The sequence below is a fragment of the Bacteroides sp. 2_2_4 genome, from assembly GCF_000157055.1.
In the GTDB taxonomy this organism is placed as follows: Bacteria; Bacteroidota; Bacteroidia; order Bacteroidales; family Bacteroidaceae; genus Bacteroides; species Bacteroides ovatus.
The window spans coordinates 38,904-61,529 of sequence record NZ_EQ973374.1 but is presented as its reverse complement, the minus strand read 5'-3'; the positions used below and the strand labels follow the sequence as shown (position 1 = coordinate 61,529).

Here is a 22,626-nt window from a genome sequence, read left to right as displayed (position 1 = left end):
GTTATACTTTTAATCTGGTGTAAGGCGTATGCCATTTACCGTTTAGATTTCTTGCCGATAGTCGAGCGCATCATGCGGCTCGCCATCCTCATACAGCGAAGTGCCCATGCTCGATTGTCCTCGTCCTCGTCGCGTCCCCATTTGAGGTCACTCCCTCCGCCTCCACCACCATGTGATTCGGCAAATGTAGTGGCATCATCTACCATTCCGAGAAATAGCATTGTCGCACAGTGCATGATTTCCGTACCCCGCTCGGCGATAGACTGTACCAGTGAACCGTCAAAGAGCTGCCGTTCTGAAACATTCATTTGTGCCGATGCGTTACGATACTCGCTGATTACACTCTCCAGTAGGACGTCTTTAAACAAGCTATCCACTTTGGAGTGTACATCACGGGAATATTGATAGGCCTCCTCTTTGAGTTCTTCGGTACGTTCTTCAATGGCTCCCATATCCTTTTTCAGTTCGATGAGTTGCCGGTCAGCCGTCTGCAACTTTTCCTGCTTGTCTGCCAGTTGCCTGATGATTCCTTGCAGCTCTTTTTCCAACATTTGTATTTGGATTGCCAATTCTGCCGCATTGCCTTTGTTTTCTTTTAAATTGTACTCGGCTGCCGATAACAAGGTTTCTTTTTCAGTTTTCTGCTTTTCAAGATTGCTAACCATTGTCGTAAGCCCTTTGACTCTGCGTTCTGCCAACCGGATGTCTGATTGAAGTTCACCCAATACCTGTTGATGGAGTTTGATATTATCCTCGATTGTTGTACACTCTTCAGACAACATTCGGCGGTATTCCTCAGTCGTTCTGTGCCGTGCACCCGTTTCGGATATGCTTGTTCCTCTTGACATTCCCCACTTTGTATTGACTTCTGCGAAAAAGTCCGTATGAAGTTGTTTCATTCTTGCACTATATTCAAACTTATCCTTACCGGCGAAGATTTCCTTGTACGCAAAGCGACTATCCTTGATTGGCAGAAGCGTACAGTGGATATGCGGGTTCAATTCATCCAGATGTACAATGAATGCAGCGATGTTCTGCTCACCATATCTGCCACAAACGAATGAATAAACATCCTTAGCCCAGCGTTCAATGTCACGCTTCCGTTCGATGCGGGTATTGTCCGCACCTTTTTCAAAGTCCACCTGTTGCGTACCGAAAGCAAGTTCCTGCATTCGCTGCCGTGAACCGCCGAAGATGATATTTACCACCGTGCGGTATTTTGGTTCGAGCAGCCCCTCATTAGGATCTTTGATTCCACGGTGACTTAATATGTCCGCCATCCGTTTGGGAATGCTACGGCTTGTGTCGATGGGATGTATTTTACCTCCGGGCGCAATCTCGAAGTTCAGCCGTTTACGCGTAGGATCATAATTTCCCTTACTCATAGCGTACTTCTCTGCCTTTTCACTACGGTCACGCAGATGTTCATTACTTTGGGCGGTGGTAATCCCTTTCGACACCTGCACGTCGAGTACCTGTTTTTGATTTGCCATACGTTTTTCATATTGTTTCGGACAATCTACCGTGTCCCAGCTTGCTGCTTGTTCGGACACCCTTCCCACCAACGTCAGGCAGGTGGGGTATTAGGCTCCCCCTTCCCTTTGTTCGTGGCAGGCGGGCAAGCCCGGATGCCTTCTATAACTGGCAGGGGGGCTTCACTGGATACAAAAGTGGATTGTTGCGGTTATACATTCTGTTTTCAACCTCCAATCTGATACGTTGCCTCCTGTGCCTTTGCCGCAAATGCCAGAAAAGGCTTAAAAAGCGTTTTAAGGAACTCCCTGTCATCTTCATCATAATCGGAATTTTCATCCCTATCTACATCAAGAATAAGCCCGGCAATACCTTTCGAAGTTGCAATAAGTCCTGTCCAGTCCCCATACAATTCCAATCGGAAGTAGTCCATAAACTCTGCACTGTCATCGAATCTCGACTTACGCAGTGCCCGTTGTATAGCGGCAAATGTAATGCACTCCAAAGCTACCATACGAATCTTGACAGCTCGTTCATCATCATCCGCTGCCGGATTGATGCGAGTGATACTGTCCGGAGATGGGCAGCTATCGCATATGCCAGCTTCATCCATTGCCCGACGAACAAGTTGCTCACACTTGATTCCGATCTCGTCAAGGGACACTTTGCCGATTATCCAATCGGACAATGCCTCACGTAGCTGTTCTGCAAGGTTCAACTTCTTCTGTCCATTGCAAGACTCCGTGGATTGGCTGGTTTGCACAGTCATGGTAATGATGACGCTTTTGGAAAGCCGGATGCGATTCAACAAGCCGAACTCTTCCATTACATCCAAAAAAGAACGGACAGTAGCCCTATGCCAATGCCATTCCGATGAAAGGTCAGAAACAGTCACGTGGCACTGGTTGGGTTGAAGTTCGTAGCCTTTGTTCCTTAAAAAAGGGGAAACAAAACCTGCCAAAGATTTATCCAATAAATCACAGAAGGCTTCTGTCTTTGTTTTTCGTTCACCGACTTTCTCCTTGAGGTAGTCAAATACTTCTCTGTCTGCCAATATAGGGACAGCTATTTTCTGCTTGGTTTTCATTTTCATTTCATTTTTTAATTATTACTATTGTGCGGATATATCAGTGTTGCCGCTATCCGCATCTTGCGGCAATATCGCGTGATGATGGTCATAATAACTTTCGGCTAATAGTCTGGGGAATTTCATCCATTCAGAGATTATGCCTATGTCCTGAAATTCGGTCATAACCCGAACAGAGGGATAGAACAGGGCAGCCAAAAGAAGATAGGCGGCAGTTACCGCCGTTGTGTACAAGTGTGGAACAAAACTGATGGCCAAAGCCACCAATGAGAGTATGACAAACATACATGATCGGTCACATAAACCTCTTAACAATCTGTCCGCTCTTCTAAATGAATATATAGTGGCACAGATAGCAGTTGAAAGAAAAACACCGAACTCGCCAACATGTCCGCTGATGTAAACATAGTGGAAGAGCAATAGCAGAATCAATACGACCTGTACATATAGTTTACGAGCCTTTACACTGTGTATCATAGCATCGTAGAACCTTACCATAAAAGAACGGTGGCTTTTGTACAATGCTAATGGCAATACGAAAAGCGTTATACAGAAGATAAGTTGTAGTATATTCCAAATCATAAATAATAGGGTTTCTCGCGTATTTGAATGGGGGATATCATCAACTCTAATTGGACAATATTGTGGGTGGCCAATAGGATGATAACTTCGGCGTCCCTCGGTGAAAGGTATATCGCTGCTTTCTTAATACGTTGCTTGAACGTATGCTCCTGCTTACGGTAGGCTGCCAATGCCTTATCCAGTTTATGTTCCGGAATTGTCCATGTCATGCCTTTGGCGTATGAGCCTTTGTCTTTGTAAGCCCGCAGTACCAACGTGCGGGAAACAATGTAATTGATATATCCGTTTCTTGACAAAGCATACTCCTTATAGAAATTGTCATCAACAACCTCTATCCATGTCCGGTATTCCCTAATCCAATAAACCATTTGTCGGTATAGTGTGTCCCGCATAACATGACCATTAAAGGAAATCCATCAAGAGATCGTCTTTGTTCTTCTTATACTTGAATGTGCCACTTTTGGAATGAAGATCCAAATCAAGGCACAGCTCGCCGTACATCTGCTCAAGAGAATCATAGATGGTGACAAGAATGCTATTTACCTTACCGTCTGCATCTGTCTTGCAATTCATCTTGAACATCTGTCCAAATGCCGGGTTGGAGTATGCACAGGTGCTATGCCCGAATTTGTCAGCGTGCGTGGGGATGTGGTGGTAGAGAGTTATAAGCTCCATATCGTCCTCAAACAGATCCATCACTTCCTCCAAATCGTAAGGGTCGCGTAGCGGGAAGGTCAGTAGGGCGTAGTCACCGTAGAATTGTGCTTCCTCCATTGTCGTCACATCGAGTAGTTGCGGTAGTTGCAGAGGGACAAATGTCATAAAGTCATTGAAAAAATGTCGTAACATATTCATTTTTTATATTGTTAGAGCGTCTGTATGAAAATATCCATAAGCATTCCTGGCAGTTCAGTCAGTTGACCACTTTCCGATTGCAGGATTCGGCTCAAGGTTTTGAACGCCACAGGTGTCTGTGCCGCCATCCTGTCAAGTTGTTTCCGTTCTTTATCGGAAAGCAATGTCATAGAGAATCCGTCCAATGAAGTATAAGGGTGGATAAGCATCCATATATAAGCATGTGCTTGCGAAGAAGTCTTGATTTTTTTGTTCCGAACATCTTCTATACAAATCTGCATATTTTGTATTTGGCGACGATTGGTGCGCATTGTCAAATAAAGCATAGCCTCCCGATAGGTAATCTCCTTTCTCTCAGCGGCAAAGAATATCTGCGAACAACACTGTTCAGTACCACGTGTGATGTCAGCCATACTCTCACCTTCGAAATCGTGCAAGTGAGAGAGGAACGCACGGAATATAGCATCTTCTTTAGTGATATAAGTAATCAGTTCATTGCGGCTATGTATGCCGTTACGGATAGTTCGGGTCAGTAACATACGGTAAGCCGCAAGGATTTCCTCTTTGTTACCCTTATGAAGCGGAAGATTATCCAGTGAGTTGAAAAACGGGCGGATTTCTCCAGCGGCATGATGCAGTTCCTCATCATTGTTATAAGGTGAGAACTCTCCTTTGAGAGCCAAAAGTTCCTGATAAGTACGCGTCTTTGAGAGGGCTAAGCGTGAGAACTCAGTGCGGATAGAATCATGCAGTCTGATACACTCTTCACGCTGATTGGAATGGGGGTGGCTGAGCGTATCATTCCGGAGATACCTAAAAACAGAGTCTTTTACTGTTTGCCATTGTAGGATATGCTTGGTCAATACTTGAAATGAGGAATCTTTCTGACGTCGTATATTGTACAAGTACTCCCTGTATATTCCGGCAGGATCGTTCGTAGCTTCAGACAATGATTTGCCATTTCTATCGCTGCATGATATCAGGCCCAATATGGCCAATGAAACGATACATCTTCCAGTCAAAAATGATGGAGTCTTGTAGTATGATTTTAAAATTTTCATATTTAACAATTCATATTTAACGATGCAAATCTATATATTATTTTTATTGTAAAAGCCCTTTTATATCGCATTTAGTATAATTTTTGGTATCATATTAATAATATGATTATCAATGAAAACAAGTGCAAGAAAAAAAGCTAAAAAAAGGATTTAGCGAGATTTTTGCCACGATATGATTTTAGATTAAAATGAAAGTGCTATATTTGCACTTGTTATCAAAACAGTGTATATTAAAATGGCAAAAGTTGGCTATATATTCAAGGAAAATAATGACAGTTTTGATGCTGAGAGAGAATGGATGCAGCGATATGGTTGTGTACAAATCGTAGAGGAAACAGTTGAACATGAAACATTGAGACCTATGTGGAAACAGCTTATGGCGAATCTTCAAAGGGGCGATGAAATAGTCATATCCAAATTCAGCAATGCTGCACGCGGTTTAAGAGAACTGGCCGCGTTCATCGAACTATGCCGTATCAAAATTGTACGTGTCATATCCATTCATGACAGAGTTGATACTCGCGGTGAATTATTCCCCGGTACGACAGCAGCCGATGTGTTGTGGATAATAGGGGCATTTCCGGAAGAAATTGCCGCACTACGAAAATATTCCGCTCATGTCGAGAAGTTACGCCAGAATATCAAAGCCCCGGCTGTGCCGAAGGTATTACCTAAAGCTGAACGAGATAAGACAATCGTGGATATGTATATCAACGGGCATTCTTTCGATGACATTTGGGCTGCAAGCGGTTTTAGCAGCAAAAGTTCTATTTGGCGCATACTCAATAAATATGGCGTAAAACTTGATCGTGGCCAAACCAGCGGTCCGCGTGTCAAACAGAACCCGAAAGAGGACGGAACAAATGAAGGTAACTCCTGATAGAATTTTCAGATAATCAGGATCGTATATTTGTTTTTCGGTTATTATTTTGTATTTTTATTATTGTTAAAACTATAAAAGTAAGACTTATGGGAGATATTATAATTGTATTGCTGGTATTCTGGGTTGTCGGCAAGCTCTTGAAGGGCGTGTTTGGCGGTTTCAGTAAAAGCAGCTTCAAAGATGATAAGTAGGCCAGCCAAGGGATGGGTAAATACGGTCAAAAAAGACTGGTTCAAGAGGCGTGAAATTGTAAAAAGGAAGTGGAATGGAATAAATATAAACGGAGCTTCCGGCAACAGGAATCCAGGATATATCGGTTGAGATATACCCTGAATACATGTCAGATATTGTCTGTCCGGAGATGTTTAGGCTTTCCACCTATACCCCTCGTCTGTCAGTTCCAAGTATTCCTCTAATCCCGGTTTTACGAAAAAGACAATTTCAAAGGCTTCGTTACTTCCGTTATCGGGGAATGTCATGTCGGTTTCTCCATTTCGGATAGTCCCTTTGCCCACGTTGGAACCAAGGTCTTCATCCGCATAGGCATATTGAAACTCGACGTCCGGAAATATCTCGGAGAGTGTTTGGATAAGCAGAGGCACACCTTCCCAAGCCGTATCAAACCAAAGCACGTTCGGTTCTTCAAAATTCTGATTAAAGGCATTCCATTTTGTACCCCAGTTGGCAATAGACCATTCATACCAAGTAGGATAACCGTATTTTCCCCAGTTTCTCAGATATGTCATTCCAAGTTGTAATGCTTCTTCCCTGACTTTTTCCTCCTGAATTTCCATCCATTGAATGACTTTCAGGTCGTCCTGTGAATTGAACGGTTTACGTTGCTGTGCTATGATATACTGCATACCAAATTCCCCAGAAGTGGACGCTTCTATCAGTAAGTCCTTTGGCATAGGGATAATGTTGTTGAAGTCAATATAGCAAGGCGTACTGTCTTCATCAGTTTTTCCTTTTAAGAAATCCATCACATTTTGTACTGTTTCTCTGTCTGCGTTTATTTCTAAACGGTTTGTTACATAATTAGGCATGATTTTAATGTTTAAAGAATTGGTTAGTATTAACTTTTATTTCCCATATTGTCGGTTCTTTACTGATTGAACCGTTTTGGGATTTATGGATGCGGTAAACGGATGTCGATACAGCTTCATACGGCAACTTTTCTTGCCAAATTACTCTTGCGCAGGAAGGAAGAATTTTGTAAGAAATACACTTCAAGTAGCAGGATCAAGCGCGATAGCCGACCTTTGCATTTGATAAAACCAAACCGGTGATAGGATGAAGAATAGATGGGAGATAAAATGAAAAATAATTAATATAAAAGAAGAATGCTATTCCTTTTGCAGAAATATAAAAAAGGAATAGAATGATATAATTATAAAAGAGGGACTATTATTACCCTCTCAATTATAAGAGGGTATGTTCTCAAACTCCGACCCTTATTTGTAATACTGTAATACCGCAACACCTCCGTTAAAGATTATTACGGTATTTTTTTTGAATTATTCTTGTGTTACTTCCATAGCATTGCTGTATTCTTTGATTTGCTCCATTGTCAGCCATTCGGGTTTTTCGTTTTCTCGGAAGCTGTCGTGAATTTTCGTCATGTATTCAATTTGTGCCTTTTCAGAACCAGCCCACAAACGACGAGAACTTTTGTTTCCAAAGCCAAGATAATATTCACAGTCGGCTTGCAAACGCCCCAATAACATATACCTGAATTTTAAATCGTGCTGTAATACTTCTTCTATTGTCATACTCGTTTTCGTTTTTAATTAAGTTTTTTATTTTCCCTTTTTTCAAGTCTTTCGACTTTGCCGGAAGGGTTGTTTTTCATGTGCGTCCCAAACGACGAAGCAGGAACGCAGTGCAAGGAATCGGAAATGAAATTTTATGAATACCGAAATCTATGATTTAGGAAGATTACGTCAAATTTCATTTCGGATAGCGTAGCGATACTTGGATAGCGTTCGTTCGCCGTAATTTTGCACACGAAAACAAGACCGGGCGAAAGTCTGGATAACGACAGGAAACATCAACATTCATTACATAAGGGCTGTAAAAGAGAAGCAGGCAGTTACGCTGCTATAAAAGGGAAACAAGGAAATTAAAAAAGTGGGCACGGAGCAATCTGTAAAAAAGGGGGATGCCACCTGTCTTCGGGCAAAAGAAGATACCATACCGATAGGATTTAACCGATACGGTATCTCTTTGGTAGTCATCAGTACCATACTTTCAGAAAACCATTTAAAAACATTCGATATTCGCCTCTTGGAAAATCTGCGGGGCGTGCTGATAAAGCAAAGGAAGATTCAATACCGCCATTGGATATTCCACAAATCCGCTTCTACGCTTGTAACCTGAATAGGTCGCTAAATTATTTGTCTCCAGAAACTCCATTGCATCCGGATAATGATTCACATCAATAAATGTACGGTCTGGCAAATCGAGTGCATCCATGCTCTCCAAATTGACGGATAGCACGATATACTCTGTTTCATCTTCCACACTTTGCAAAGTAAGTGCTAACCAGCCATTGCCATAAAATTGAGGCATGAGATAAAAGCGTTCTCCACGAAACTCGTATTCTTTCCGCGTTAGGGAGCTGTCCGGCTCTACCAAGCGAAAATCATCCTCTCCAGAAACAAATTCTGTTGATGGGTCGCTGACATCCACATACGTTCCATTTACATTGTGACACAAATACTCTGCATTTTCTGAACGAACAATCACAAATTGAATTTCCATACTTTTAAAATTTAGCTATTAAACATCATGTTCTTTTTTTCCCTTTTTTCGGAAGCCTTTAGGCTTCTCCAGTCGGGATTTGATTTTTACGTGCATTCAAGATTGCCTTTAAGGAAAAGCAGGCAAGGAATTTGGACAGAATTTTTACAGTTGCGGTATGGAGCGTATACGACATTTGAGCGATTGAAAATCGGGAAAGCTACTGAAAAATTGTGTTCAAATAGCGTAGCGGTACTTGAATGTTTTTCCGTGGCAATACCTTTGCACAGGAAAAAACAAGTCCTGACTGGTAGCAGCCTGAAACGAAATAATTTCGTTTTATACAAGGGTAAAACGGAGTGATAAAAAAGGGAATGACCACAAAGAGCAGCCGACAAAAGCCGGCTTTCTTTTGTTCCTGTGGGAGGAGCTGGGACATTTAATCCGTTACATCATAATAATAGCTTAGCTCGTCATCTTTCAGATACTCCATTGCATATTGACTGGCTTGTGCCCAAAGGGTATTATACAATGTCGCAATTTCCGGCCTTGTTTCATAATACTGCCATATCTTATGGTTAAGCACTAAAACCAGTTCCGTGAGATACTTGTAGTTCTCTTTCCACTCCTTAAAAGCACGGTTGAAAGTGTCCTGTATCGCCGAAAGACCAAATCGGTCAGCAATGGAAAAATCATTCCAAAAGGTTGTTTGCAATTCATAACCGTTCTCTAACATAAATTCTCTGAATGTCATAATGCCTCAAATTTTAAGATTAATATTTTATTTATTTCCCTTCGATACTTCCTGTACCGAAAGGTTGATTATTTTTCTGCCCACGGGATTGGCGGCCAGAACGGGCAAGGAGGATGCGGAAAATACACTCTTCGATATTTCGGAGAGGAAGATTTTACAGCAGCAAGTGTCAGCGGTCCTTGACAGGACGGACAGCCGGCAATCGAATTTTGCAGGGAAATAACCAGGCTTGCGGGATAGAAATATAGGGGGGTAGCTGGATGGGGCTATAAAGGAGGGCCGGAGTCTAAAAAAGGAAACTGGCACAAGCGGCCACCTACAACAGTTGGGCGGGAACATTCATAAATGTGTAAAAAGGAATAGTTTCCCACCACATTTTATGCAGAATATATACGGCATAAAACACAAGTGCCGTAACAGCCTCTTGAGAAAGCGTTACGGCATTTGTTTAAGTACAGGTTACAGGCTATTTTACCTGAACGAGGTTGTCCTGTAGAGTTTTCCAGCCATACACTGCGGCCACATAGGGGTGGAGGGAACGTGTAACTTGGCGAAAACCATTCTCGTCAATTTCATAGTTGTAGATTTTTGCGGCAATCCGTTCTGCGTCGTCACGATTTTCAGCGACACGGTACAAAACATAATTCGTGCCATCATGGTGCGACATACGGCCTCGTATATCGTAGCCGTCACCGTACCACTCTGCATCATACTGTGTAGATTGTAATATCCCGGCAATGTTGTCACCCAAAATTTGATAGCCTTGTTTGCGTCCGTTCCACAATCCTAAATCTCCAAATGCAATAATGACTCCATTGACATCCTTGTTTAGGTTCTGCCGCTCATCCCCCAATTCATTATACACTTCGTCCGACCACTCTTCATCGCTGACCTTGTAGGCATCATCGTCCAGTTCTTCTCGCTTGAAATTTTGATAATACTCTCTTGCTGTTTCATCCAATAGAGCATCACTTGACCAAATTATTTGTTTCATACATTCTAATTTTTTATTTTCCCTTCCCTTCAGAGGCTTTTACCTCGTCCGGTGGGATTTGATTTTACGTGCAAACCACAAGGCGGAAGAAGGGAACAATGCAAGGAGGAAGCGGAATCCGAAGGATTTCATTTGAACGGCATTGACTGCAAATGAAACGCGCCTTGCAGGTTCACGTCCGACTTAACTTCGCACTGTAAAATTAATGGACGGCGGACGTAACCTCACTTTTGGGAAGAAATATGGTTATAAGAGGGACTGGAAAGCTGCTCAGAGGTATGGAATTGAGAGAGTCTTCTTTTTTCTATTGAAAATCGTAATCTGCCTGTTCATCAAGTGGAGCTAAGTATAACAGTATTACCGGGTGAAGATTTCATTTGGAGCTTGGCATCGCAACAGTCACTTATAAAAGTATGATGCGTATTAATCCGGTCATGAGCAAAACAAAAGCGACCAAAAGATCGCTTTGTTCATGATAAGGCAAGAATTATTTTTTGCCTTTTTTCACGGGCTTTACCGGCTTTTCAGGAACATCCTCCTTTTCGATAGGAGGATAAAACTTGACAGCCACCATAACAACACGATTGTGCTTCACACCGACCTTGTCGGTCCACTCTTCAGGCTTAAAGTAGCCTTCAATGGTGAGCATCGTACCTTTGGTCAGTTGGTCGAATGACCCAGTATTCTCGTTTTTACGCCAAGCCTCAATATTCATAAAGGCTGAAATGCGGTTGGTTTCCTCGGCATTCCTTTCCTGACGGCTTACGGCCAATGGGAAACGTGCGACACTGCTGTTGGTGAACTCTCGGATTTCAGCGTCTTTACCTAAGAATCCGGTTACTGTGAAATTGTTTTCAATCTTTTTCATGTTGAATTGCTTTTAGAAGTTATTAAATCAATTTTTACACTGCCTAAAAAGTAGATGTCGTTTAAGGGATGCACCAAGGATAGCGCGTCAATACGCTTTATTTTTAGCCACAGGTAAAATCGAAGGCTCGATAAAGGAAGATTGAAGCGGCTACGCCATTGGTCAAGACAACCATGTCGTTCCCGTCGGCATACTATCTTTGCAGAGGAAAAATGATGATTGCTTCGATAAAAAGCGATTATGGAAAATGGGAAACAAGTAAACCGGTAATGATAAGGAAAAAGAGCAAATCCAAATGTCGGCACAAAGGCGAGACATCCGTCCGAAAGTCAGTGAAGAATAGCAAAGCCAAAGCGAGACATGCCTGGCTTGAATTGAGACTGTAACAAACAGAATACCATCCAATCAGAAAAAAGGCCACTGCATAAGGAATGTGTCAGCCAAGAGTGGACAGAAGCGTAGGTAGCCCATCCTTGGAGGATAGTGATATCCGCATCGAAAAAAAAATGGAACTGGAAGGAAAAACGGCAGGAAGAACCAGACTTTTCACAAAGTGGTTTCCAATTCGCTTTGTGCGAATGGCTGGTTTCTACAAAAGGGAGTGGCGCAGCCAAAAGAAAAAGTTATAAAAGGAAAATGGAAGTAAGGCTGAAATGGGTGATTCCATTCCAGCCAGTCGATGATATTTGTCCAAGGTGTCATTGAAATTCAACCATCATAATACGATGCTCGAATATTTTGGTTTTGTCGCTGGGACGTCGCTGGCAAACCCAAAGGTGTCGTGCACCGTAACCGTATGTGAAATATTCATCAAGTGGAGTTTTTTTCTCCAACTGTCTCATGCTTTCACGCAATTCCGCCTCATTGCCAGAAAAAAGAATCGTGTTAATGATTCGGAAATAAAGTTCAGTTACCTCGTCACAATAGGGGCAAAAGCTGTGTTCAATTGTTACTTTCATGCTTCTTTTGATTTTTATTGTACTTCGATTATATCTTCAATTCGACCATATAGGACAGAACGTAGTGCGGTTTTGTCAATGGTATAATATTCGGCAATATGTCCGTGTTGTTTCACGAAATACCGTTTGAGAACATCGGAGAAGTCAAAACGGTAGCCCATTAAAGCGATACCTCTTTTGAAATGGCAGCACTCTTTCACATTGCGGGTGAGCCAGTTCTTTTCTTCCCGACTCAACTTGTCGCCATTATCAAGACGTTCCCGTAATTTGTAAACCTTGCTATCTTTCAGTTTTTCCAATTCGGGCACATCCCATTGGACGAATTTCATTGCTATCTGTGTCATGGTTTCTATGTTGTAAAATTGTAAAAATTACTTCATCACAGTATTTAATACTCTCTCTTTGCCACAGATGAAACGAACAGTGATTTTGTTGTCGAAATCACCGACAATCGTTCCATCCGTGTGTCTCTTATAGAATAAGCAAAGTGTAGGATAGACCATAATTTTACTTTATCTTCTTCTACTCATTCAGTTATTAATTTGACCTTCCATTCTCCCTGAGAGAATATTCTAAAGCTCACGTACTCGTCTTCAAATTCATAGGTTAGAATCTTGATATAGACTTTATCTTTGTCCTCCAACGATTCTACCAATTTTTTGATTTCTTCTTCTGGATACACCCAACGAGAGGAAAATTCTGCATCTACACTATCACCATATCGATTGGTAAATTCGCTGAAAGTGTCATCCAAGAAAGCCTCTATTTTGTCGAGGTCTGTTTTATTTTCCGTTCTTGCGTGGAAAATGTTGGTTGCATAATTTGCCATAAATACCAAGTTTTAAGTTTGTTACTTTCCCTCCTGTAGCATTTCACTTACTTTCGGGCTTGATTGAAATTATGTCGCTTCAACAGGTGGCATGGCTATGTATGCAGGGTTTCACTACAAAATACTACCTCTGCGAAGCGGAGCGTGGAGATTTTGTAGTGAACCTTCAGGTTACAACCTTGCATACAATAAAGACATGGCAAATACCTTTGCGACACAATTCCCATCGGGCAGACCGAAAGTTGATATGCGAGCATGTGGGAGTTTGCTCGGTACGGATGTGTGTAAAAGGTGGCTATGAAGTAAAAGAGTATCGCAGCGAAAAGAGAAAAGAGGCAAGAGCTTATCTTCTCTTTTGGCTGTATGGGTAGAATGGGAAAATCACAAAAAGTAACATGAAAATCCAGTTTGGTTTAGTTTGTTAGCCTTATATATGCTAAACTAAATTAAACTAAATATAGGCAGGCATTTTTGGCTGCCTGTACAAAAAAGATTATCTTTGCTACAAGCAATACAACTTCAAGAGATAATAATTTGTATTCTCTTTATGAGCTGCAAATAATTTGTTAGTTAAAGTTAGGAGCAAATTCTTCGAATGATGAGAGCAGATAAAATTGCTCGGAATGCACTCTGAAAGCAAACAAACGAAAAGAAAGAAACAGAGTGCAAATAGAAAAATGAGAAATCACTTTAATTCCTATTTTTGTTCCTTATTTGTTTCTTCATTAAAATCACCTTTCTTATAATATATTGATTATAAAATATTTAAGTGTGTATTTTTAAGATGGTTAAGAATATTTTCAATATTATGCGTGAAATTATCGCTTTGCTGTGTGCACCCTTATTAGTGAAATATTTTGGAAAGCTAGCTCCTATTTCTGTTGGTGGAGCCACAACGATGGATACCACTCTTCCTATCATTACCCGATATTCGGGAAAGGAATTTGTAATCATTTCCATCTTCCATGGCTTTGTTGTCGATTTCAGCGTTCCGTTCCTAGTCACATTCCTTTGCTCAATATCATTTTAACAGCAATAAGTCCTAAAATAGAGAAATACTCTACTATCGTTTTCGCACACGTATTACAAAAATGTTTCATAAAAAGGTATTTTTATATCAAAAAGCAGATCATCTCTTGACTTACATCAAGAAATCAGCCTAAAAAGAATCTTTTCCTTTTCTTTATTTTTATGCTATAAAACATATTCTTATATTTGCATAGGTAAAAAGAAAAAACTAAGCGCTTAGACAGTATTTTCAATAGGTATTAGATTTGTTTTTAGGAATAGTTTTTAGGTATAACAATTAAAAAAGTAGGTATTATGAAACGTTTAGGATTAACATTAGTGGCAGCGCTCTGCCTTGCTGCTTCAACATTTGCAGCCGGAAATCAGCCTACAACTGCAAAATGGGAAGGTAACATCAATGTAAGTAAACTAGGCAAATATTTAAAGTTAAACTCCGATCAGAGTGAAGAAGTAGCCAATATTTGCGATTATTTCTCCACACAGATGTCAAGAGCCACAACAGCGAAGAAAGATAAAGAAGCAAAATTGCGCAACGCTGTTTATGGTAACTTGAAACTGATGAGAAAGACTCTTAGTGCTGAACAGTACGCCAAGTATGCAGCTTTGATGAATATCACTTTACAGAATAAAGGTATTGAACTGAATAAGTAAAATGATTAATATGTAAAAGAGAGAGAGGGTGGAAGCCGGTTGGCTTCCACTTTTTTTATACTATTATTTAATAGTTACCATCGTAGCCCCAAACCCATATTCCTGGAAAGAAGCATCCTGATAACGGCAATTACTATATTTCCGTTTCAATTCATCAATGACAGCCTTTCGAAGTACCCCATCTCCCTTGCCGTGAATAAAGACAATCTTCTGTTCACGCTTATTCTTATAAGTTTCCATCACTTCGCGAAACTTATCCAATTGATAATTCAGTATTTCAGCATTGCCCATCCCTTGAGTATCATCCAGCAAAGAATCAATATGAAGATCTATTTCAATAATTCCGCTCTTTCCGCCATGAGTAGTATGGTTTGGTTTCACAATAGGTTGTGACTTCGGTTTATCTACAGACTTCTTCTGCAACAAAGCCTTTTGAATCTCCTCCGCCGAAACATATACTTGTTTGGCAGGCATATCATCTTTCACAATGTCATAAATCAAAGCCGGTTCTTCAAAGAAATCAGAATCGCTAAAGGTATGAAGTTTATAGAACTTCACGGTATCGATCCGTATCTCCACACTAACAGCAGGTTTGATAGCCGCAGGCTTACCGTCCTTGAAAGCGATCAACTGAACAGCCACCCGCTCCATATCATTCAATACATCTTTGGTGAACTCTTCCAACAGCAATTTTGTATTAGGCTCCACCAAACCATGCGAACGGTTCTTCCATGCTTTTCCTTCTGCACTCAAATAAGTGTAATACAAATAATAATTGCTATCATTTACCAGATAAGTTTCAAAAGGAGTAGTCATCATCGCTTTTGCGTCTTCGGGCACATAAGCCAGAAATACATTCAAAGTATCTCCTCCACGCACCTCCGGCTGACGTTGAATAACAGGCATCTCCGGTTTTACCGGTTTAACAGGTTCTTCCGGTTTCGACGCAGACGAACCGGGTTTACGCCTCATATTATAGTCATCTGTTTCAATCACGACACACTCGCGTATCGGCATTGGAATATCAAACCCATCTGCATCTTCTACCAACACAAAATCCTTTCCCTGGAATCCAGTTACGATTCCACCGCCTACCTCACTAAGAAAGCGTACTTTATCTCCTATTTTCATTATTGTATATCCAATTAAAATTCAAACTCAAAAAAACGAGTAACAAAGATAGAGATTTCTATGAAATTAAATGGAGATTCGGTTCTAAAAACAAACCGTCTGCCTTTATTCCTCTTTTTATTGTAACTTTGCATACGGAAGTTACGAAAAGAGTGTAATTTATTGGAAATGAGCGTAGGTTAATTGCTCTTGATAGTAATAGGTTACGATTTAGTTAGTTATCTACTGCATTATCCTTCTGCGCGTTGCGTAACCTTCAAAGAACTCTTCGTATGCAAAAGTAGCTATTTAATTCGAGATTTTGATATAAACTCCCGTTTTTTATCCCCTCATTCATAAGAATTTTCCGTAAAAGCGGTATTGTCCGTCGGCACACCATTGCCCAAAACGAGTTTGGAACAAACGTGTGCCGACTACCGCATAGCTGGAGAAAAGGGCATTGCCTCACGCCTAAACGATGTTTAGACAGATGAAGCAATGCCCCTTTCTTTTGCGCCTATGCCAAGAGGTGCTTTTACGGGTTTTCAAATGATTTTTCTTTTTTCGCTGTCTCTTTTGCCGGAAGCGGAAAGTGAATGCAGAGTGTGTCAGCCTGCCCCATGAATGAAACAGGCGCCCACACACAGCCGGACAAACCGGGAAGAATGATTGTTGCCACCCGGCTGAACAAGTTCCGTCGGATCGGAAACAATCATACTTCCTTTGTTGTGGTTTGCCCTTTTCACGCTTCCGGTGATGTCTTTTTCCTTTTGGTGATTCTTTTTTTTACGGATTTTCCCCTGAAGTTTTTTTCTACACAATCTGCCTCTGTTTTCGTTTACCTCCATTTTGCGCCTTTCAGTAAGCCGCATCAGTCAGTCATTTTCGTTCTGGGCGCAAAGGTAATTCCGGGATTGGACGGGAAAGCAAGGTCAAGCCTCCTGTTTTCGGTAAAAATCTCCAGCCCTGCGGGTAGTATTTTGACCGAAAAACCTTGCATTCCCTAATCCCTACCTTTTCAAGCACCCGAAACGAAAACGACCGATGCGACAGAAAGACGCATAAAAAAAATGTCGGATAAACGAGAGGCAGATAAGATAGTTTGAAACTCAACTCCCTCAGCTCTTGAATCCGCATTAAAAACAAAAAAATCAAAAACAGCGAAGATATGACGGCAACGGCAAATTTCAGACAAATGGCGCAACACATCGGGTTGGCGATATGCGGCTTGATGATGCGCACCGCCTTCGGGGTGTTCGGCATCCTTTGGGGCATCATCAGAGAGATTGTAAACGGAGTGTTCCGAGTGGCGATAGGTGTAATCGTGGCTATCCTTTCCACCATTGCCTTCTTTGGCTTCATCCTTTGGTTATTCACCCTTTAACCCTTACCGACATGGCAAAAAGAAACAGCAAGACGGCAGCGCAGCAGTGCAGATATTACGAGGTGGACAACATCTTCGTGTATATGGTGGAAACGTACATCAACGGCAATTTTGAAACTTTCCGAAGATTGTACCACGAACTGAACAAGGACGCACGGAGGGATTTCATGGACTTCCTTCTCAGCGAGGTAGAGCCGACCTATTGGAGAGAGATACTGAAACAGATAATCTAAAAATGACAGCGATATGAAAGGAACAGACCATTTCAAGAGAACGATATATATGTACTTGGAACAGCGTGCGGAGGAAGATGCGCTATTTGCAAAGAAGTACCGCAACCCTGCCAAGAACATGGACGAGTGCGTGACCCACATTCTGAACTATGTGCAGAAAAGCGGTTGCAACGGTTTCACGGACGGAGAGATATTCGGGCAAGCCATCCACTACTATGAGGAAAACGAGATAGAGGTGGGCAAACCGATGGACTGCCAAGTGGTTGTGAACCACGTTGTGAAACTCACGGCAGAGGAAAAGGCGGAGGCACGTCAGAACGCTGTCCGCAAATACCAAGAGGAGGAACTCCGCAAGTTGCAGAACCGCCACAGACCGTCAGCGAGAAAAGAAAACCAACCCCAACCCTCATTATTTGATTTAGGCTTATGAAACCGAAGACCAAGATACAGAAAGAGGTGGCAAGACTTTCCGCCAACCTTCGCCCCATATCAGCGACACAAATAGATTGGGCATACCGCCACTGCGTTGAGCATATCGGCTACCGCACCAAGAAAGGGAACATCACCTGTTCCGACTGCGGTCACGAGTGGCACAGCGACAGCGGACTATGCGACACCCTTGAAGGCTGCACCTGCCCCAAATGCCATGCCGAACTCAAAGTGCAGGACACACGCAGACGCATCTACAAGGAAACGCAGAATTTCAGCGTGATAACCACCTGCAAAGGGTATCAGGTAATCCGCGTGGCGCAGGTCAGATGCGAGAGCAGGAAAGGCGAACCGATGCGTTTCTACTGCCACGAGGTCGTGCAGCGTTGGATTTCACCCGACGGCAAGGTTACGGACATGGCGTTGCTCCGTGGCTTCCTTTTCTGCTATTGCGATGTGTGGGCATTAGGCAGCGATATGGAGGTAAGACCGCACAACAGCCTATACGATGATGTGGTGGCAAGAAGCTGTGCATATCCAAAGATGAGGATATTGCCCCAACTCAGACGTAACGGCTTCAAGGGCGATTTCCACGGCATCTCCCCCGTGCGTCTTTTCAAAGCCTTGCTTTCAGACCCAAGAATTGAAACCCTTATGAAAGGCGGTGAGATTGAGGTCATGAAACACTTTCTTTTCAATACCCGTACTGCCGATGAATGTTGGGCATCATATCTGATTGCCAAGCGTCACAAGTATCAGATAGACAACCTCTCAATGTGGTGCGACTATCTGCGTATGCTCAAAAAACTCGGTCAAGACCTCCGTAACCCGAAGAACATCTGTCCCGAAGATTTCATGGCGGCACACGACAACGCAACCCGAAAAATTGAAGCCATACACGAGAAGGAAAGAGCCGCAGAGCAACGCCGTTGGGAGATTGAAAGGCGTGAGCGTGAGCAACAGCGACAACTCCAACGAAAGAAAGATGCGGAGGATTTCATCGCCAACAAATCCAAATTCTTCGGCTTGGTAATCACGGACGAGGAAATAATCGTCAAGGTGCTTGAAAGCATAGACGAGTATTACAACGAGGGCAAGACGCAGGGCATCTGCGTGTTTGGCAGTGGATACTACAAGAAAGCCGACACCCTCATACTATCGGCAAGGATTGGCGATGAGATTATTGAAACCGTAGAGGTGGACTTGCGAACCCTCGAAGTGGTGCAGTGCCACGGCAAGCACAACCAGGACACCGAATATCACGAGCGCATCATAGACCTTGTGAACAAGAACGCCAACCTTATCCGTGAGCGGATGAAAGCGGCATAGCATAACCCCTAAAACAACATTGATATGGAAGTAAGAATTGAAAGTATGATTTGTGTGTGGGATGATGCAATCCCCACGATGTTCCTTGAATTTGTGAACCTCCTCACTCTCACAACGAGTGAGGGGGAATTGAGAAAGAGCGTAAAGGAGTTTGCCGAGAAGCACGAACTTGACAAGTTTTTCCTTTACGGCTTCGGCTCACACCATTTCTACCTGCACCAACGCTACACAAGCAACCCCGAAATGGTGATGAAGAACAGAGTTCTGTCAGTACATTTTTAACCATCTAAAAAGCAACATTATGACAACACGAATGACCATCAACGGAGTAAGCACCTGCGCGGAAGCAGGTACGGAGAAATACGAGCGTTTCCAATCGGGTATCGGAAGACGCAGGCGGACACTTGTGCAGTACGACTACCGCCACCCCATAGACAGAGAATTGTTCTCTTGTGTCAAACCCACGTTGGACGAGTGCCGAGCCGCACGGGACAAGTGGCTGAACGCAAAGAAGGGAAAGGAGGACAGACTATGAACACGACCTATCAAACGCTGATAGTCAAGTTCAGCGAACCTATCACGGCATTGGACGGTATCTTTGACGATACCGGAGCGTGGGGAACGGACACCCTCAAGGGGTGGATAGATGATTACGAAAGCACACGTTTCACCGCCACCGACAGCCATACGGCAGTCATCACGAGCGAGTACAATATGGAATGTGTGAAAGAGTGGCTACAACGGCAGACCCCCATTTCCGAAATGCGAGAATTTTGAACGGGATGGCGGTGTCCGCACCGCCAATACTTAAAACCCTAAAAACAAAAGATATGATAGCCAAGACGATATTACAGCAGATAGGCGGAAAACGCTTCACCGCCATGACAGGTAGCCGTGATTTCATAGATATGGGCAACGGCTTACGGATGAGCCTTGCAAGGAACAAAACAAGTGCCAACCGCCTTGACATCATCTATGACGAAGGGGCAGACCTCTACAATATGCGCTTCTACCGCAGGACGTTCAGCAAAAAGACCTTTGAGTGCAAGACAAAGGACATTGCCGTACACGAGGGTATCTATTTTGATATGCTGGAGGAAATGTTCACGATGGTGACGGGACTTTACACACGCTTTTGAGTGGCGGGGCGGCGAGAGCCGCCCTACTTTCTTTCAGTGAGCATGATGGCGGACAAAGAAAGTAGCAAAGAAACCTTTGTCCAATCTGCGATAACTAAAAAGNCCGCAAGTAAAACTTGCGGAGGCTATATATTGGGTCGTTATTTTTTGGTGGAGGGGAATGATAATCTCGAACCGTTGAACTACACATTTCTGCTTCGTCTCCATTTCCCCCAACGATTTGATACGTTCAATCATTTTTGTTGTTCCTTTCTGAATTTTCCTAAATACTTTCTTCATAATTTCGCTATACTTTTTATGGTTAATAACTATGTTTTGTATTGCTCTCACAACACTTACAACTTGAAGTGTTATTTGGAAACCGATAGGCAAAAATGGCTCAACGATGTCAATTAACGAGAAAATCCTACGATAATCTATCAAGTGATAGAGCAAAAGACGTGCCAAGTTAAATATGGCACGTCTTTTGCCAGTTTTGTCAGTCCTTTTATGGGATATACAACAGCGCAAACTCCGCCTTTCTCCGTTTGAGCAGCATGGCGTGGCGTTTTCCTTTGTAGTTGCAGAAGGCTATATACTCACGGTAGATGTTCCTGTCACCAGCTTCCAGCTTCTTGATTAAGGTGCTTTTGGGGATTGTTTTGCTGCCTAACAGCTTCGCCGGTCCCACATTGTAAGCTAACGTGCCAAGCAAAATCGAATCAACCCCGAATTTACGGAACATGGCGACAAATTTGCGCAGGTCTTTCCGCAAAAGTTCATCCGCATCCCGTTTTGTCATGGTTCGTGCCGAATACTTCTCGTTTGGCAAAAGTTTGTGACCCCAACCGACGTATGGGTAGTGTTTTTCTGAGTGCCAGCCTTCAAAGTAGCGGCAGCATAAAAAAGCACGTTCCATAAGCGGCAGTCGGTAGATTGCCGCCTGCCCGTCCGTTCCCTCTTGGCGGCTGATCTGCGCGGACACAGAACAGACCGTCAGAAGTGAACAGAGCATTGTCATGAATACACGCATCATTTCAACAAGGGGCTGAAGTTGCCGATGGGAACGATGGTAAGATCGTCGTCCTTTACATTCCTGTTGTTGAAGTCAAATTCCAGTTCGTAGGAGTTGCTAAAGTTATCCTCCACCACCACGATGAAATTATGCGCCTCATCACCCGCCGCCGTGTAGTACAGGCGGAATTTTTCGTTCTCCAGCAGGTAGCGGTCGTTAGGCAGGAAGGTGATGCCGTTATCCATTTTGAGCGAGCCTTCCCCCTCGAACTGGAAATAGCGGATGGTATAGAGCGTACCCGAAAAGTCGCCCTCCTTTTTCAGTTCACAGCGGATTTCCACTGTCTGCCCCTTTACTACCTTGTTCGGCACGGGCATGACCTCCACCGTGAAGGGATAGGACTGCTGGATGTCCATGTCATCGTCACATGACACGAGGGTGAATGACATGGCGGCTATCAGGCATAACGCCACTGCCTTGAATATTGATGTTCTCTTGTTTCTGTTGTTCAGTATGTTCATTGTTCTTCGATTTTTAGATGGTTGTTTTTCTGTTTTTTCGTTGTCAGTTGCAGGTACTCGTTCAAGTCCTTGCAACCGTCATAGAGGGAGGAACGGTCGGTGACACGTTCCCCGTATCGCATGGTAAGTGCGGCAAGCGTCCGCCGTCCGGCTTCGTCACGGTCGAGGAAGCAGCCGATGCGCCCGTATCCGTCCAGCAATCCCGCCGCCTTCTCCACGTTGGCGACTGAGTTCAGCACAAGACAGTCAGCGTTACCGGTTACACCAAGCGTCACGGCAGAGAGAAAGTCCATGAAGCCCTCGAACACGAGGCACTCGTCAGCCGGGATGTCATTCGCCTTTACCAGTGATACAGACTTCGGAGGTATGCAACCCTTGAAATATCGGCTTCTGACTTCATAGCCACCTGCCATGTTCGGAAAGCCAACGGCAAAATACCGTTTCCCACGCACACCGTAGTTCAAGCGGCAGCAGTGACGGGATGCGATGGCGTAAGGGATGCCCCGTTCCTCTAAATACTCCGTCAGCAGTGAGCGGAGCAGCGGAGCGACCTCCACATCCTCAAAAACGGATTCGGTCGGCTTCGAGAGATAGACGGGCTTTTCCCATCCGGCAACCGTCATATTGGCGGCTTCCGCTATGAACTTCGCTTGCTTCATGAAGTCATCGCTTTGCAGAAACTCCCCGGCAAGCGTGAAGATGTCGCCGCCCTTGCCCAAA

At 43.2% G+C, this 22,626-nt stretch carries 35 protein-coding genes and 1 pseudogene; 14 read left to right on the top strand and 22 right to left on the bottom strand.

The window, feature by feature from the left end; genetic code table 11:
- Window positions 1-35: 35 nt before the first annotated feature.
- The 6 genes from mobV to BSCG_RS01740 all read right to left on the bottom strand — a co-directional run bounded on the left by mobV (window position 36) and on the right by BSCG_RS01740 (window position 5,058).
- The gene (gene mobV / locus BSCG_RS01715; protein WP_004323434.1) at window positions 36-1,493 is read right to left on the bottom strand and encodes a MobV family relaxase; all 1,458 of its coding nucleotides are present in this window, start codon (window positions 1,491-1,493) and stop codon (window positions 36-38) included.
- Window positions 1,494-1,699: 206 nt separating this feature from the next.
- Window positions 1,700-2,560 (bottom strand): hypothetical protein, encoded by an 861-nt coding sequence (locus BSCG_RS01720; RefSeq protein ID WP_008640423.1) that lies wholly within the window; start codon window positions 2,558-2,560, stop codon window positions 1,700-1,702.
- 24 nt (window positions 2,561-2,584) lie between these two features.
- On the bottom strand, window positions 2,585-3,142 hold the full coding sequence (locus tag BSCG_RS01725; RefSeq protein ID WP_004308724.1) for a hypothetical protein: 558 nt from the start codon (window positions 3,140-3,142) through the stop codon (window positions 2,585-2,587).
- Window positions 3,139-3,534, bottom strand: coding sequence for a hypothetical protein (locus BSCG_RS01730; RefSeq protein WP_008640424.1), 396 nt, complete (start codon window positions 3,532-3,534; stop codon window positions 3,139-3,141). Before BSCG_RS01730 ends, BSCG_RS01725 begins: the two co-directional genes overlap by 4 nt.
- Before the next feature lie 10 nt (window positions 3,535-3,544).
- On the bottom strand, window positions 3,545-3,991 hold the full coding sequence (locus BSCG_RS01735; protein ID WP_004308726.1) for a hypothetical protein: 447 nt from the start codon (window positions 3,989-3,991) through the stop codon (window positions 3,545-3,547).
- Between the two features lie 17 nt (window positions 3,992-4,008).
- Window positions 4,009-5,058, bottom strand: coding sequence for a hypothetical protein (locus tag BSCG_RS01740; RefSeq protein ID WP_004323439.1), 1,050 nt, complete (start codon window positions 5,056-5,058; stop codon window positions 4,009-4,011).
- Between the two features lie 235 nt (window positions 5,059-5,293).
- On the opposite strand from BSCG_RS01740, the gene BSCG_RS01745 reads away from it, so the two are divergent.
- The gene (locus BSCG_RS01745; protein WP_004308728.1) at window positions 5,294-5,938 is read left to right on the top strand and encodes a recombinase family protein; all 645 of its coding nucleotides are present in this window, start codon (window positions 5,294-5,296) and stop codon (window positions 5,936-5,938) included.
- Window positions 5,939-6,306: 368 nt separating this feature from the next.
- Here the strand turns inward: BSCG_RS01745 and BSCG_RS01750 are convergent, their stop codons facing one another.
- From BSCG_RS01750 to BSCG_RS01775, 6 genes are all read right to left on the bottom strand, one after another.
- On the bottom strand, window positions 6,307-6,987 hold the full coding sequence (locus BSCG_RS01750) for a hypothetical protein (RefSeq protein ID WP_004308730.1): 681 nt from the start codon (window positions 6,985-6,987) through the stop codon (window positions 6,307-6,309).
- Window positions 6,988-7,458: 471 nt separating this feature from the next.
- The gene (locus BSCG_RS01755; RefSeq protein ID WP_004313639.1) at window positions 7,459-7,713 is read right to left on the bottom strand and encodes an LPD11 domain-containing protein; all 255 of its coding nucleotides are present in this window, start codon (window positions 7,711-7,713) and stop codon (window positions 7,459-7,461) included.
- A gap of 490 nt (window positions 7,714-8,203) precedes the next feature.
- Window positions 8,204-8,704, bottom strand: coding sequence for a DUF4313 domain-containing protein (locus BSCG_RS01760; protein ID WP_007218096.1), 501 nt, complete (start codon window positions 8,702-8,704; stop codon window positions 8,204-8,206).
- A gap of 418 nt (window positions 8,705-9,122) precedes the next feature.
- On the bottom strand, window positions 9,123-9,437 hold the full coding sequence (locus tag BSCG_RS01765; RefSeq protein ID WP_004308733.1) for a hypothetical protein: 315 nt from the start codon (window positions 9,435-9,437) through the stop codon (window positions 9,123-9,125).
- Window positions 9,438-9,903: 466 nt separating this feature from the next.
- Window positions 9,904-10,431 (bottom strand): hypothetical protein, encoded by a 528-nt coding sequence (locus tag BSCG_RS01770; RefSeq protein ID WP_004308734.1) that lies wholly within the window; start codon window positions 10,429-10,431, stop codon window positions 9,904-9,906.
- Window positions 10,432-10,918: 487 nt separating this feature from the next.
- Window positions 10,919-11,299 carry a single-stranded DNA-binding protein gene (locus tag BSCG_RS01775; RefSeq protein WP_004308735.1) on the bottom strand — a complete coding sequence of 127 codons (381 nt, stop codon included), beginning with the start codon at window positions 11,297-11,299 and terminating at the stop codon, window positions 10,919-10,921.
- Between the two features lie 506 nt (window positions 11,300-11,805).
- On the opposite strand from BSCG_RS01775, the gene BSCG_RS30800 reads away from it, so the two are divergent.
- Complete coding sequence (locus BSCG_RS30800) at window positions 11,806-11,928, top strand: hypothetical protein (protein ID WP_255323241.1); 123 nt, start codon at window positions 11,806-11,808, stop codon at window positions 11,926-11,928.
- Window positions 11,929-11,997: 69 nt separating this feature from the next.
- Here BSCG_RS30800 and BSCG_RS01785 read toward each other — a convergent pair whose 3' ends face one another.
- From BSCG_RS01785 to BSCG_RS01795, 4 genes are read right to left on the bottom strand one after another with little or no spacing between them, the layout of a single operon-like run.
- Window positions 11,998-12,258 (bottom strand): hypothetical protein, encoded by a 261-nt coding sequence (locus BSCG_RS01785; RefSeq protein WP_004308737.1) that lies wholly within the window; start codon window positions 12,256-12,258, stop codon window positions 11,998-12,000.
- A gap of 14 nt (window positions 12,259-12,272) precedes the next feature.
- Entirely contained in the window at window positions 12,273-12,602 is a 330-nt protein-coding gene (locus BSCG_RS01790; RefSeq protein ID WP_004308738.1) for a hypothetical protein, read from the bottom strand.
- 27 nt (window positions 12,603-12,629) lie between these two features.
- Window positions 12,630-12,761 carry a hypothetical protein gene (locus BSCG_RS30795; protein ID WP_004323451.1) on the bottom strand — a complete coding sequence of 44 codons (132 nt, stop codon included), beginning with the start codon at window positions 12,759-12,761 and terminating at the stop codon, window positions 12,630-12,632.
- A 23-nt stretch (window positions 12,762-12,784) separates the two neighbouring features.
- Window positions 12,785-13,087: a hypothetical protein gene (locus BSCG_RS01795; protein WP_008659523.1), complete on the bottom strand. Its 303-nt coding sequence runs from the start codon at window positions 13,085-13,087 to the stop codon at window positions 12,785-12,787.
- Between the two features lie 71 nt (window positions 13,088-13,158).
- On the opposite strand from BSCG_RS01795, the gene BSCG_RS01800 reads away from it, so the two are divergent.
- The 3 genes and pseudogenes from BSCG_RS01800 (at window position 13,159) to BSCG_RS01810 (ending at window position 14,767) form a co-directional block, all read left to right on the top strand.
- A complete protein-coding gene (locus tag BSCG_RS01800; protein WP_008777440.1) occupies window positions 13,159-13,458 on the top strand; it encodes a hypothetical protein in 300 nt (99 codons plus the stop codon).
- A 431-nt stretch (window positions 13,459-13,889) separates the two neighbouring features.
- A pseudogene (locus BSCG_RS01805) lies at window positions 13,890-14,117 on the top strand (lysine exporter LysO family protein); the annotation flags it as partial.
- Between the two features lie 293 nt (window positions 14,118-14,410).
- Entirely contained in the window at window positions 14,411-14,767 is a 357-nt protein-coding gene (locus BSCG_RS01810) for a hypothetical protein (RefSeq protein WP_004316265.1), read from the top strand.
- Window positions 14,768-14,830: 63 nt separating this feature from the next.
- Here BSCG_RS01810 and BSCG_RS01815 read toward each other — a convergent pair whose 3' ends face one another.
- Both BSCG_RS01815 and BSCG_RS30965 read right to left on the bottom strand, forming a co-directional pair.
- Complete coding sequence (locus tag BSCG_RS01815) at window positions 14,831-15,898, bottom strand: DUF2027 domain-containing protein (protein WP_008777437.1); 1,068 nt, start codon at window positions 15,896-15,898, stop codon at window positions 14,831-14,833.
- A 256-nt stretch (window positions 15,899-16,154) separates the two neighbouring features.
- Window positions 16,155-16,367: a hypothetical protein gene (locus tag BSCG_RS30965; RefSeq protein ID WP_007567577.1), complete on the bottom strand. Its 213-nt coding sequence runs from the start codon at window positions 16,365-16,367 to the stop codon at window positions 16,155-16,157.
- A 106-nt stretch (window positions 16,368-16,473) separates the two neighbouring features.
- Here BSCG_RS30965 and BSCG_RS30960 point away from each other — a divergent pair, with 106 nt between their 5' ends.
- From BSCG_RS30960 to BSCG_RS01850, 9 genes are all read left to right on the top strand, one after another.
- Window positions 16,474-16,884, top strand: coding sequence for a hypothetical protein (locus BSCG_RS30960; RefSeq protein ID WP_004291538.1), 411 nt, complete (start codon window positions 16,474-16,476; stop codon window positions 16,882-16,884).
- Window positions 16,885-17,045: 161 nt separating this feature from the next.
- Window positions 17,046-17,261 carry a hypothetical protein gene (locus tag BSCG_RS01820; protein WP_004291535.1) on the top strand — a complete coding sequence of 72 codons (216 nt, stop codon included), beginning with the start codon at window positions 17,046-17,048 and terminating at the stop codon, window positions 17,259-17,261.
- An 11-nt stretch (window positions 17,262-17,272) separates the two neighbouring features.
- Window positions 17,273-17,494, top strand: a complete 222-nt coding sequence (locus BSCG_RS01825; protein ID WP_004291534.1) for a hypothetical protein — start codon at window positions 17,273-17,275, stop codon at window positions 17,492-17,494.
- Window positions 17,495-17,507: 13 nt separating this feature from the next.
- The gene (locus BSCG_RS01830) at window positions 17,508-17,924 is read left to right on the top strand and encodes a PcfK-like family protein (protein WP_004291533.1); all 417 of its coding nucleotides are present in this window, start codon (window positions 17,508-17,510) and stop codon (window positions 17,922-17,924) included.
- Window positions 17,921-19,252 (top strand): PcfJ domain-containing protein, encoded by a 1,332-nt coding sequence (locus BSCG_RS01835; protein WP_004291532.1) that lies wholly within the window; start codon window positions 17,921-17,923, stop codon window positions 19,250-19,252. Before BSCG_RS01830 ends, BSCG_RS01835 begins: the two co-directional genes overlap by 4 nt.
- Window positions 19,253-19,276: 24 nt before the next feature.
- Window positions 19,277-19,534 carry a hypothetical protein gene (locus BSCG_RS01840; protein ID WP_004291531.1) on the top strand — a complete coding sequence of 86 codons (258 nt, stop codon included), beginning with the start codon at window positions 19,277-19,279 and terminating at the stop codon, window positions 19,532-19,534.
- A gap of 19 nt (window positions 19,535-19,553) precedes the next feature.
- Complete coding sequence (locus BSCG_RS29170; protein ID WP_004304291.1) at window positions 19,554-19,787, top strand: DUF3873 domain-containing protein; 234 nt, start codon at window positions 19,554-19,556, stop codon at window positions 19,785-19,787.
- A complete protein-coding gene (locus BSCG_RS01845) occupies window positions 19,784-20,029 on the top strand; it encodes a DUF6956 domain-containing protein (RefSeq protein WP_004291529.1) in 246 nt (81 codons plus the stop codon). Before BSCG_RS29170 ends, BSCG_RS01845 begins: the two co-directional genes overlap by 4 nt.
- Before the next feature lie 53 nt (window positions 20,030-20,082).
- Window positions 20,083-20,391, top strand: coding sequence for a hypothetical protein (locus BSCG_RS01850; protein WP_004304290.1), 309 nt, complete (start codon window positions 20,083-20,085; stop codon window positions 20,389-20,391).
- Window positions 20,392-20,424: 33 nt separating this feature from the next.
- Here the strand turns inward: BSCG_RS01850 and BSCG_RS30955 are convergent, their stop codons facing one another.
- From BSCG_RS30955 to BSCG_RS01870, 4 genes are all read right to left on the bottom strand, one after another.
- Complete coding sequence (locus tag BSCG_RS30955; protein WP_008777435.1) at window positions 20,425-20,814, bottom strand: hypothetical protein; 390 nt, start codon at window positions 20,812-20,814, stop codon at window positions 20,425-20,427.
- Between the two features lie 64 nt (window positions 20,815-20,878).
- Window positions 20,879-21,406 (bottom strand): glycoside hydrolase family protein, encoded by a 528-nt coding sequence (locus tag BSCG_RS01860; RefSeq protein ID WP_004291526.1) that lies wholly within the window; start codon window positions 21,404-21,406, stop codon window positions 20,879-20,881.
- Entirely contained in the window at window positions 21,403-21,906 is a 504-nt protein-coding gene (locus BSCG_RS01865) for a DUF3872 domain-containing protein (RefSeq protein ID WP_004291525.1), read from the bottom strand. Before BSCG_RS01865 ends, BSCG_RS01860 begins: the two co-directional genes overlap by 4 nt.
- Window positions 21,903-22,626, bottom strand: a 724-nt coding sequence (locus tag BSCG_RS01870; protein ID WP_317218675.1) for a toprim domain-containing protein, incomplete at its 5' end; no start/stop codon positions are given. The genes BSCG_RS01865 and BSCG_RS01870, both read right to left, overlap by 4 nt.

Excerpts from the sequence above, each read along its gene's own strand:
- BSCG_RS01790 (WP_004308738.1), bottom strand. The coding sequence starts at position 12,602 with ATGACACAGATAGCAATGAAATTCGTCCAATGGGATGTGCCCGAATTG.
- BSCG_RS01760 (WP_007218096.1), bottom strand. The coding sequence starts at position 8,704 with ATGGAAATTCAATTTGTGATTGTTCGTTCAGAAAATGCAGAGTATTTG.
- BSCG_RS30795 (WP_004323451.1), bottom strand. The coding sequence starts at position 12,761 with ATGGTCTATCCTACACTTTGCTTATTCTATAAGAGACACACGGATGGA.
- BSCG_RS01785 (WP_004308737.1), bottom strand. The coding sequence starts at position 12,258 with ATGAAAGTAACAATTGAACACAGCTTTTGCCCCTATTGTGACGAGGTA.
- BSCG_RS01775 (WP_004308735.1), bottom strand. The coding sequence starts at position 11,299 with ATGAAAAAGATTGAAAACAATTTCACAGTAACCGGATTCTTAGGTAAA.
- BSCG_RS01755 (WP_004313639.1), bottom strand. The coding sequence starts at position 7,713 with ATGACAATAGAAGAAGTATTACAGCACGATTTAAAATTCAGGTATATG.
- BSCG_RS01845 (WP_004291529.1), top strand. The coding sequence starts at position 19,784 with ATGAACACGACCTATCAAACGCTGATAGTCAAGTTCAGCGAACCTATC.
- BSCG_RS01815 (WP_008777437.1), bottom strand. The coding sequence starts at position 15,898 with ATGAAAATAGGAGATAAAGTACGCTTTCTTAGTGAGGTAGGCGGTGGA.
- BSCG_RS01735 (WP_004308726.1), bottom strand. The coding sequence starts at position 3,991 with ATGTTACGACATTTTTTCAATGACTTTATGACATTTGTCCCTCTGCAA.
- BSCG_RS01810 (WP_004316265.1), top strand. The coding sequence starts at position 14,411 with ATGAAACGTTTAGGATTAACATTAGTGGCAGCGCTCTGCCTTGCTGCT.
- mobV (WP_004323434.1), bottom strand. The coding sequence starts at position 1,493 with ATGGCAAATCAAAAACAGGTACTCGACGTGCAGGTGTCGAAAGGGATT.
- BSCG_RS01720 (WP_008640423.1), bottom strand. The coding sequence starts at position 2,560 with ATGAAAACCAAGCAGAAAATAGCTGTCCCTATATTGGCAGACAGAGAA.
- BSCG_RS30800 (WP_255323241.1), top strand. The coding sequence starts at position 11,806 with ATGGAACTGGAAGGAAAAACGGCAGGAAGAACCAGACTTTTCACAAAG.
- BSCG_RS01740 (WP_004323439.1), bottom strand. The coding sequence starts at position 5,058 with ATGAAAATTTTAAAATCATACTACAAGACTCCATCATTTTTGACTGGA.
- BSCG_RS01860 (WP_004291526.1), bottom strand. The coding sequence starts at position 21,406 with ATGATGCGTGTATTCATGACAATGCTCTGTTCACTTCTGACGGTCTGT.
- BSCG_RS01765 (WP_004308733.1), bottom strand. The coding sequence starts at position 9,437 with ATGACATTCAGAGAATTTATGTTAGAGAACGGTTATGAATTGCAAACA.
- BSCG_RS01840 (WP_004291531.1), top strand. The coding sequence starts at position 19,277 with ATGGAAGTAAGAATTGAAAGTATGATTTGTGTGTGGGATGATGCAATC.
- BSCG_RS01835 (WP_004291532.1), top strand. The coding sequence starts at position 17,921 with ATGAAACCGAAGACCAAGATACAGAAAGAGGTGGCAAGACTTTCCGCC.
- BSCG_RS01850 (WP_004304290.1), top strand. The coding sequence starts at position 20,083 with ATGATAGCCAAGACGATATTACAGCAGATAGGCGGAAAACGCTTCACC.
- BSCG_RS01795 (WP_008659523.1), bottom strand. The coding sequence starts at position 13,087 with ATGGCAAATTATGCAACCAACATTTTCCACGCAAGAACGGAAAATAAA.
- BSCG_RS30960 (WP_004291538.1), top strand. The coding sequence starts at position 16,474 with ATGCAGAGTGTGTCAGCCTGCCCCATGAATGAAACAGGCGCCCACACA.
- BSCG_RS01770 (WP_004308734.1), bottom strand. The coding sequence starts at position 10,431 with ATGAAACAAATAATTTGGTCAAGTGATGCTCTATTGGATGAAACAGCA.
- BSCG_RS01820 (WP_004291535.1), top strand. The coding sequence starts at position 17,046 with ATGACGGCAACGGCAAATTTCAGACAAATGGCGCAACACATCGGGTTG.
- BSCG_RS29170 (WP_004304291.1), top strand. The coding sequence starts at position 19,554 with ATGACAACACGAATGACCATCAACGGAGTAAGCACCTGCGCGGAAGCA.
- BSCG_RS01830 (WP_004291533.1), top strand. The coding sequence starts at position 17,508 with ATGAAAGGAACAGACCATTTCAAGAGAACGATATATATGTACTTGGAA.
- BSCG_RS01730 (WP_008640424.1), bottom strand. The coding sequence starts at position 3,534 with ATGCGGGACACACTATACCGACAAATGGTTTATTGGATTAGGGAATAC.
- BSCG_RS01745 (WP_004308728.1), top strand. The coding sequence starts at position 5,294 with ATGGCAAAAGTTGGCTATATATTCAAGGAAAATAATGACAGTTTTGAT.
- BSCG_RS01800 (WP_008777440.1), top strand. The coding sequence starts at position 13,159 with ATGTCGCTTCAACAGGTGGCATGGCTATGTATGCAGGGTTTCACTACA.
- BSCG_RS01865 (WP_004291525.1), bottom strand. The coding sequence starts at position 21,906 with ATGAACATACTGAACAACAGAAACAAGAGAACATCAATATTCAAGGCA.
- BSCG_RS01825 (WP_004291534.1), top strand. The coding sequence starts at position 17,273 with ATGGCAAAAAGAAACAGCAAGACGGCAGCGCAGCAGTGCAGATATTAC.
- BSCG_RS01750 (WP_004308730.1), bottom strand. The coding sequence starts at position 6,987 with ATGCCTAATTATGTAACAAACCGTTTAGAAATAAACGCAGACAGAGAA.
- BSCG_RS01725 (WP_004308724.1), bottom strand. The coding sequence starts at position 3,142 with ATGATTTGGAATATACTACAACTTATCTTCTGTATAACGCTTTTCGTA.